Genomic DNA, 8920 nt, shown 5'->3' on the forward strand with positions numbered 1-8920 from the left:
ACTTCCACGGTAAAGGGCGGCCAGAATGTGCCCGCTTCCTGCATGGCCAGCGGCGCGATGCCGAAGCCAAGTTGTACCGCACCGGCGGCGGCCACGTCCGTGGCAAGGCCGGTGATGGTGGTAACGCCGGGCTGCTCCACCCAGGAAATATCGAAAGTAATCATCTCGGCGGTGTTGTAGCGAAGCAGCTTGAAGCGCCCGACGCCGTTGGTGAGCTGTGCGAGCGGATTCTGGAAGCTGCCCGTGCCCGAGGTGAGGGTCACTCCCAGCGTGCCGTTCGCGCTCGTGACAAGGGCGCCCGATGCGTCCTCGACGCGCACGACGAATTCTTCCCAGGTCGCATCGGCCACTTCGATTGCGCGCGGGGCGGTAACGATTGTCAGATGATCGGCCACGGTTCCCGCCGGTTCGACCGTGACGGGAATCCCCGAAATGCCGGTCAGCCCCGGTGCGGTGATATCGAGGGTAATGGCCTCGGCCAGGTTGTAGGTGAGATTCGAGGCCGTGAAGCTCTTGATGGACGCCGGTGACATCGTCGTGCCGCTGAGCGTGCCGCCGCCCAATCCCAGCGAGATCGTGATCGGGCCGGCGTTGGTTGCCGGGATTGTTCCCGCCCCGTCGACGATGGCGATGCTGAATGCCGGCCAGGTTTGTCCCTGCGCGACGGTGGTCGGGACCGGGCTGGTCAGGACGAGCTGCGCCGGCGCATTGCTGAAGACATCGACGGGCACGCCGACAAGCGGCGAGGCCCCCGGCGAGCTGACCTGCAGGGTCATGGACTCGGCCGTGTCATAGCGCAGCGACTCGAACGTCACGAGCCCCAGCTCGGGAATCTTCGTGCGAAGCCCGGAGAACTTGCCCATGCCGCTGCTGCGCTGGACGGTGACGGGGGTGTCGGCATCGAGCACCAGATTGCCGTAGAGGTCGAGCACGCGTACCGAAAAACTCGGCCACGGGAAGTTCACGGTCTCTGCCGCGCGCGGCGGAACATTGAACACCAGTTGGGCGGGTTCCCCGAAGGGCTGCACGTCCACAATGGCGGTATCGCTCGCGCCCACGACGGTAACGCTCGAAGCAGTGAGTTCGATTTCTTCGCCGGTGTCGTAGGAGAGTCCGGGGAAGCGGGCGATCCCCTCGAACGCCGTGGCGGTGAGCGTGCCCTGCAGGACGTCGGTCCCAACGCCCAGGGAGAGCGTCACCGCATCGGCAAAGGAAGTCACGCGGCGGCCGGTATCGTCGAGCACTTCGACGACCACTTCGGGCCACGGCGAGCGCGCGACGATCTGCGCGGGCGGCGGCGTGGTGAACGCCACGCGGGTGGCGAGCGTGCCGGCGGGCTCGAGCGTGAGTACCGAGGCCGCGTTGGCTTCGAACGAGACGAAGCCGGGCAGCGTGGCGGCGAATACGTATTCAAAGCGCGCGATGCTCGCCGGTTCGAGATCGCAGGCGGGCAGCACCGGGAGCGGTCCGGTGTCGCCGTCGGGATCGACATCATTGCGGCATTCGCCCTCGCCTGAGACAATCGCGGCGCTCACGCTGCGCAGGGTGAGTGCGCCGCTGCCGCTGACGGTGGGGATCGGCTCGGGCGGAATGGGACCGGCGTCCCCGTCGGGGTCGGTGCCCTCGCCGCGGATGTGGCGAATGGTTTGCGAGCCGGCGTTGGCGACCTGCACTGTCAGGCGGATGAGCTGGTCGAGCGCGGCGCTGGTGCGATCGACCGAGGCGCTGGTGAGCAGGGGCTCGACGCGCACGATGTTGGAGACAACCGGGCCAATGACCACGTTGCCTCCAAGCTCGGTGTTGATGGCGTTGGTCGTGCCGTTGAGGACGAACTCGCCCTCGCTGGCACCCAGGAAGCTATATCGGAAGACCGCCGGGGGATCGCCGACGAGAAGGTCGGCGCCGGCGGGAAGCGGCCCGGCGATGCGGTCGCCCTCGGCAAAGCCGCTGGGATCGAAATCGATGAGCGGGCGCAGATCACGCAGGTCGTCCTCGTCTCCGGGGAAGACCTGCAGCTCGACATTGATCTGGTCGCCCACCTGCACGCGCGCGGGGGAGGCGACCACCCGTGCGCCGGCCAGGGTGGCACCGCTGCGCGCGCAAAGACGAATGGCCGCGGGCTGGGTCGCGAACTGGTTGTCGGGATTGATGACCACCACGTCGGTGTCGCCGGGACTTCCCGGCGGGGTGAGCACTTCGATGGAGGTTGCGGTGACGTTGATGACGTTGGCTTCGAGCAGGCGCTGCTTGCCCACGCGCACGCGCGCGCCCTGCTGGAAATTTACGCCCGCGATCATCAGCGTGTCGCCGCCGTCGGTAAAGGCATAGGGAAGCGCCGGCGTTCCGCCCTGACAGGTGCCCGGCGCGGGCGCGGTGGGGGCGGGGATCATCACCTGGGAAATCACCGGACCGAGCAGTACCTCGGCCGGCTCCCCATTGGAACCATCCGCGTTGATGCCGGCGCCCTGACAGGCACTCAGCACAAGCAACGCCAGCCAGAGCCACGCGCTCCGCCGCACATTTGGGTAGACAAATTTCATGAGCCCACGAATTGCCTCAATTATCGGTTCATGGGGCCCTCAGGCGCAATTGCGGGGGCGTGAAAGGTTGTAAATACCCCGCAGCGGCCCGGTCGCCGCAAACGCGCCCGAGCGTGGGCCAAGTGGCAAATCCCGCGATGACACATCGCGGCGAACCTTTCGCCGTCCAATTGTGTCTGTCGTGATTTGAATTATTGCGGCGAGCGGCCCCCTGCCTGTACTCTATGGGGGTGGTAAGGCGACAACTCAGGATCTGACCTTTTGCTTCGGTTGACTCAAACACCACGGCTTTCGCTCCTGTTTGGCGTTGCGCTCGGGCTGTGCCTTCTTTTGCCTGTCTCGCCGGTTGGGGCGCAGGCGCTCGGTGCGAACGAACAGGTTCCCCTGCTTCTCAAGGTTCTCTCACTCGATCGCAAATACGCCAGAAAGGAAAAGCCCTTCGCGCTGGCGGTTCTCTACGACTCACAGACCGATCGCTCCGGCAAGGCGATGGCGGCCTTTCTCGCCGCGCTTGGGGAAGGCCCGAAGGTCCGCGAGCAACCGATCGAAGTGAAATCCTTCGACCTGTCCGACAAGGAAGCCCACCTGCGAGATTTCCTCGTTTCAGAAAAGATCGATCTTGTCTGGGTGACCACGGGGCTCGACGAGCACCTGGAGCGCGTGCGCCAACGCACCCGTGCGGCTCACGTGACCAGCGCGGCGGCCGACGTGGCGCATGTCGAGCGTGGGCTGAGCGTTGGCTTCGAAAGGGCGGGCGCGAACACCCGCGTGGTCATCAACCTGGAAGCGGCAAAGGCCGAAGCCTGCGATTTTTCGGCCTCTCTGCTCAAAGTCGCCCGCCTGGTAAAAGCGGCTCCGGCCGCCACGAATGAAGAGCCGACACCCGCCGAGAAACCCTGAAAACAAAAAATGAATCCCTTGGAAGGCCCTCATACGCACGTTTGGGGGCCTTTTGGCGTAAAGGGGCATCAAAAAAATCTCGATATGATCCTGCTCATGTTGGGTGCGGCGGACTTGGTAGACAATCACTCTTGCAGCGGGATGCTCGGATTCGCTCCCCGACTTCCCGCTCTGATCCCAGAGATTCGACGACCGCGCGGCAGCGGTCGTCGATGGAGAAGAAGGGCTAACGCGCGGTCCGATTCTCCATTCGCTCCTGGCCCCGGAGGGCAGATTGCTCCGACTCCACGCCCTCCGGGGCATTCATTTGCCGACAGGATGAATGCCCCAGCCACCGGCCCCGCAGGCCGGTTTTTTTTATTCCCGAATGATTGAGATCGTGAGAAAGCGGTTGAGCATTTCCAGGCAACCCAGCCAGCCATGGCGGTGCTGCGCGCGCGACTCCTCATCGGGCAGGCCCTCGTGGGTGAGCACGATTTCGGTGTAGCCCGGCGCCTTCTCGGCAAACTCGGCAGTGACGCGGGTTTGCGGAAAGCGCTCTTCGGACTCCCACTGCCAGGTGTAGACGATCCGGCCCGGCGCGCTGATTTCTTCGTAGGTGCCGGCAACGGTGTGGTCGGTTCCGTCGGCGGCGCGCATGGTGAGCCGGTAACGCCCGCCCACGCGCAGGTCGAGCTCCGCGAGCGGGGTGGTGTGTTCGGCGGTAACGCCCCACCACCGGCGCAGATCCTCCGGCCGGGTCCAGGCGGCAAAGACGCGCTCACGGGGGGCCTCGATGACCCGGCGAACCTCCAGTGGGGGCGAATCGTTCATGCCTTCAATTCGCCTCAAACAGGCCCAAAAAGCAAGAAAATCACCGGAAAAGGGGAAAACTGGTGCGGGGCAAAGGCGACGGAAAATAAGTTCGACTGAACAATCATTCATTGACTGGTTTCCGCCTGCTCCCTACAATTTCGCTGCCGTGGGAAGGCTGCGGTCGAAAGCCTGCGGCGGAAGGCCCGTCGCGGTGGCGGTCTTCCCGTTTTCCGCCCGGCGCGCGCCAGCGCGCGAGAGCCCGGGCCCCACACGCGCAGAGCAGGACAACCCTTGAACGCATCACTTCAACGCATTGCCACTCTTGTGATCGGCGCGGCGCTCACGTTTGCGCCGCTTGGTTGTTCCAAAGGTCAGGACGCCGCCGAGCAGGCCGTCCCCGGCCGCTCGGTGCACGTCGTCGAGCTCAAGGCCCGCGACCTGATTCTCTCCTTTGAAGACTCCGCCGCGCTCGAAGCCGTCTCGGACGTGACGCTCACCTCGCAGGTGAGCGGCGAGGTGGTCGAGGTGCGCGCGAGCCTCGGTGATTCGTGCGCGAAGGACGACGTGCTGCTGCGCATCGATCCCGAGAGCTACCGGCTGAGCGCCGAGCAGGCGCGCGCCAACTACCTGGCGGCCAAGGCCGCCGCCGAATACATGGAAGCCGAGTACGCGCGGCTGTTGCCGCTCTACCAGAAGGGCGACCTCTCCAAGTCGCAGATGCAGAAGACCGAGCTCGATTACCGGCGCAGCGAGTCCGAGCACGCCAACGCGAAGGCGGCCAAGGAACTGGCCGAGAAGAACCTGCGCGAGACCGAGATCCGCTGCCCGTTTGCCGGCGTGGTGGCCGAGCGTTTCGTGGACTTCGGGCAGACCGTCTCCATCGGCGCGAAGCTCGTGAACGTGGTGGACCTTACCAGCGTGAAGATCACCGTCGGCGCCTCCGAGCGTGATGTGGTGGGGATCGCCCCCGGTGCGAAGGCGAGCGTCAGCGTCGATGCGCTTCCGGCGCAAAGCTACGCGGGCGTCGTCACGCAGGTCGGGCGCAAGGCCACCGGGCCCTCGCGCACCTTCCCGGTGGAAGTGCGCATTGAAAACGCTGACGGCGAGCTGCGCGCGGGGATGGTCGCCCGCGCGATCATTGAAAAAGAGCAGCGCACCGGCGCCATCGCCATTCCCTTCGACATCATCCAGTTCGACGCCACCGGCCGCAGCGCCTGGGTGTTCGTGGCCGTGGAAGGCAAGGCCCAGCGCCGCGAGGTGATCCTGGGGCCGAAGGTCGGCACCGACATCATTGTCGAGCGCGGCCTCTCCGCCGGCGACAAGCTCGTCACCCTGGGCAGCCGCGCCCTGGCCGACGGCGTTGCGCTGGAAGTGAAACCGGCGGTGAACTGAGATGGTCCGCTGGTTCCTCGACAACACGGCTTTTTCGACGGTCGTGACCCTGATGGTCGTGGTGCTCGGCGCCATGGCGTTCAAGACCCTGCCCCAGGAAGAGTTCCGCGAGATCAAGTTCTACCGGGTGATGGTGCGCGCGGTCTATCGCGGCGCTTCGGCTGAAGAGGTCGAAAAGCTCATCACCGACCCCATCGAGGAGCAGCTCGAGGACCTCGAAGACGTCAAGGACATCGTTTCGAGTTCCTACGAAGGTCGCAGCGTCGTGAAGGTGATCTTCGAGGACTACCTCGACGACGCCACCTACCAGGTGCGCATTCAGGATATGCGCTCGGCGGTGCAGGACGCGGACCTGCCCGACGACATCGAGGAAGACCCCTTCGTCTTCGAACTCAAGAGCTCGGTGCTCTTTCCCCTGATCAGCATCGTGATGAGCAGTGAAATCGGCGAGCGGCAGATGACGAGCCTGGCCGAGGAACTGCAGGACCGCATCGATGCGATCCCGGGCGTGGACCGCACCTTTGTGAGTGGCATTCGCGACCGCGAGGTGTGGGTGTGGGCCGACCCCGACCGGCTGGCGAGCTTTGGACTCTCGCTCGATCAGGTGGCTGGCGCCATTCGCAACTCCAATCTCGACCTTCCTGCCGGCACGCTGAAAGTCGGGCGCAGCGAGATTCTGGTGCGTACCGAGGGCGAGGTGGACCGGGCCGAGGAACTCGAGGACATCGTGGTCTCGGGTTCCGAGGGCGGGCGCGTGGTGCGCGTGCGCGACGTGGCGATGGTGCTCGACACCTTCGAGCCGCTCAAGGGTTACTCGCGCGCCGACGGCGAGCCCTCCATGAACATTGCGATCTACAAGAGCGCCGACTCCAACTCCATCGGCGTGATCGATGAGGTCAAGGCGGTTACCGCCGACTTCAGCGACCAGATCCCGCCGACGGTGAATGTTGAACTCGTGGGCGACCGGACCGAACGCATTCGAAACCGCCTGCAGGTGCTGCGCGACAACATCCTGCTGGGCTTCTTCGCACTGCTGGTGATCCTCTACTTCTTCATCGGCATGCGCAATGCTCTGGTGGTGGCGGTCGGCGTTCCGGTATCGTTGCTGATCTGTTTCTTTGCGATGCACCAGTATGGCGAGTCACTCAATTCCCAGTCGCTCTTTGCGATCGTGCTGGTGCTGGGCATGCTCGTCGACGACGCGCTCGTCGTGACCGAGAACATCCACCGCCACGTTCACATGGGCAAGCGCGTGGGACAGGCCGCCCTCGATGGAACCAACGAAGTCCTCTGGCCCGTGATTTCGAGTTCCATGACGACCATCGCGGCCTTCCTGCCGATGGCGCTCCTCGACGGCGTGATTGGCCAGTTCATGCGCATCGTGCCCATCGTGGTGACGGTCGCGCTGCTGGCCAGCCTGGCCGAGTGCTTTCTGCTGCTTCCCGGTCACGTCAAGGACTTCGCCGGCGAGGAAGAGGAAGGCCACCCGCGCGTGACCACGTGGTTCGAGCGCGTGACCGTGCGTTACTCCCACGCCCTGCGCTGGGTGCTCGAGCGCCGGGTGCGCGTGGTGGCGGCGACCTTTGTGGGCGTGCTGCTCACCACCGTACTGATGGCGGCGGTGAAGAAGAACCTGTGGGAAAACGACGACTTCAGCATGTTCAGCGTCCGCGTCTGGGCGCCCGAGGGCACGCGGCTCGAAGAGACCGACAAGCTCATCCGCGAGGTGGAGCGCAGGGCGCTGGAACTGCCGGAGAACGAAGTTGCCGCGGTGCTGGCCGACGCGGGAACCCTGCGCACCGAGACCGAGTTCCTCTTCAAGAGCAACGTGGGGCAGGTGACCGTCGAGCTCAACCAGGATTCCGATGCCCGTCGCAGCGCCGAGGAAATCATCGACGATCTCAAGTCCCGCGTGGGCGACGTGCCCGGCATCGAAACCATCGTCTACGCCAAGCGCCGCAACGGCCCCCCGGCCGGCGCGCCGGTGGAGGTCTATGCCCAGTGGGACTACCTCGACGAGCTCGACGAGATTTCGGCGAAGATCATGGCCGCGATGGAGGGGCTTACCGGTACCCGCGACGTGCAGCGCGACCTCGAAGTGGGCAAGCAGGAAGTCGTCATTGACCTCGATCAGAAGGTCGCCTCCCAGTACGGGCTCAATACCCGCATGGTGGCGCGCCACATCCGCACGGCCATTTACGGTGAGATCGCGGGCTTCCTGCGTGACGGCAACGACGAAATCGACATCGTCGTCAAGACCGAGGGCGGCGACGAAATGGGGATCGACCAGCTCAAGGATCTGCGCATCCCCACCCCCGGCGGCGGGTTCGTGCCGCTCTCGAACATCGCGCGGGTGAAGGTCAAACCCGTCATCGCGACGATCAATCATTTCGACTTGAAGCGCACCGTCGGCGTCACCGCCGACATCGATCAGACGCAGACCACCACGCAGAAAGCCAACGAGGAAGTGATGGCCTACAGCAAGGAACTCGCCCGCGAGTATCCGGGGCTGCGCTTCCGCTACGAGGGTGAGTTCGCCGCCCTGCAGAAGGCGCTGCGCAACATCGGCGGCCTGTTCCTGCTGGGCGTGTTCATCATGTACGCGATTCTGGTCGCGCAGTTCCGCAGCCTGATGGTCCCCTGGGTGGTGATGTTCACTGTGCCCATGGCCGCGGTGGGCGTGCTGGCGATTCTGTTCATCTCAAACATCAGCTTCTCGATCACGACCATTTTCGGCGTCGTGGCGCTCGCCGGCGTCGTGGTCAACGACTCCATCGTGCTGGTGGACTTTATCATCGAGCGAAGAAAATTCGGCGATACCGTCGAAGAGCGCAACGAGAGCATCATCGAGGCCGGCACCATCCGCCTGCGCCCGATTTTCCTGACCACGGTGACCACGCTGGTGGGCCTGCTGCCCATGGCCCTGGGCCTGGGTGGCAAGAGCGTCACCTGGGGAAACATGGCCAAAACCGTCTCTGCGGGCCTTGGCTGCGCCTCCCTGATGGCCGTGTTCATCATCCCCGCGCTCTACGCTATTGTCGACGACGTGGTTCGCCGCTTCCAGGGCGGCAAGAGCACCGTGGCCGCGCGCTTCCTGCAGGACGAAGAACCGGCCGGACTCGAAGAGGCATCTGAAGAACCGCGCGGCCAGGTGGTGCCGATCCCAAAAACCGGCGGGTAGGAGAGTTCACCACAGATGGCCACGGATGAACACAGATGGAGCTGAATGAGATCACCGAAACCGTGATCGGCTGCGCGATGAAAGTCAGCAGCACTCTGGGGACGGGATTTCT

General features: G+C 64.6%; 5 protein-coding genes. 3 read left to right on the plus strand and 2 right to left on the minus strand.

Annotated elements, in window-relative coordinates; genetic code table 11:
• On the minus strand, window positions 1-2540 hold a 2540-nt coding region (locus KDH09_12355; protein ID MCB0220482.1), incomplete at its 3' end, for an IPT/TIG domain-containing protein.
• Between the two features lie 261 nt (window positions 2541-2801).
• Here KDH09_12355 and KDH09_12360 point away from each other — a divergent pair.
• Window positions 2802-3440 carry a YfiR family protein gene (locus KDH09_12360; GenBank protein MCB0220483.1) on the plus strand — a complete coding sequence of 213 codons (639 nt, stop codon included), beginning with the start codon at window positions 2802-2804 and terminating at the stop codon, window positions 3438-3440.
• A 357-nt stretch (window positions 3441-3797) separates the two neighbouring features.
• On the opposite strand, the gene KDH09_12365 is transcribed toward KDH09_12360, so the two are convergent.
• A complete protein-coding gene (locus KDH09_12365; protein MCB0220484.1) occupies window positions 3798-4253 on the minus strand; it encodes an SRPBCC domain-containing protein in 456 nt (151 codons plus the stop codon).
• Between the two features lie 273 nt (window positions 4254-4526).
• On the opposite strand from KDH09_12365, the gene KDH09_12370 reads away from it, so the two are divergent.
• Both KDH09_12370 and KDH09_12375 read left to right on the plus strand, forming a co-directional pair.
• Entirely contained in the window at window positions 4527-5627 is a 1101-nt protein-coding gene (locus KDH09_12370) for an efflux RND transporter periplasmic adaptor subunit (GenBank protein ID MCB0220485.1), read from the plus strand.
• Window position 5628: 1 nt separating this feature from the next.
• Window positions 5629-8808 carry an efflux RND transporter permease subunit gene (locus tag KDH09_12375; protein MCB0220486.1) on the plus strand — a complete coding sequence of 1060 codons (3180 nt, stop codon included), beginning with the start codon at window positions 5629-5631 and terminating at the stop codon, window positions 8806-8808.
• The last annotated feature ends 112 nt before the right edge of the window (window positions 8809-8920 follow it).

It is taken from the genome of Chrysiogenia bacterium (genome assembly GCA_020434085.1).
In the GTDB taxonomy this organism is placed as follows: Bacteria; JAGRBM01; JAGRBM01; order JAGRBM01; family JAGRBM01; genus JAGRBM01.

Bases quoted from the DNA above. Each gene is read 5' to 3' on its own strand.
- KDH09_12365 (MCB0220484.1), bottom strand. From the start codon at position 4,253: ATGAACGATTCGCCCCCACTGGAGGTTCGCCGGGTCATCGAGGCCCCC.
- KDH09_12375 (MCB0220486.1), top strand. From the start codon at position 5,629: ATGGTCCGCTGGTTCCTCGACAACACGGCTTTTTCGACGGTCGTGACC.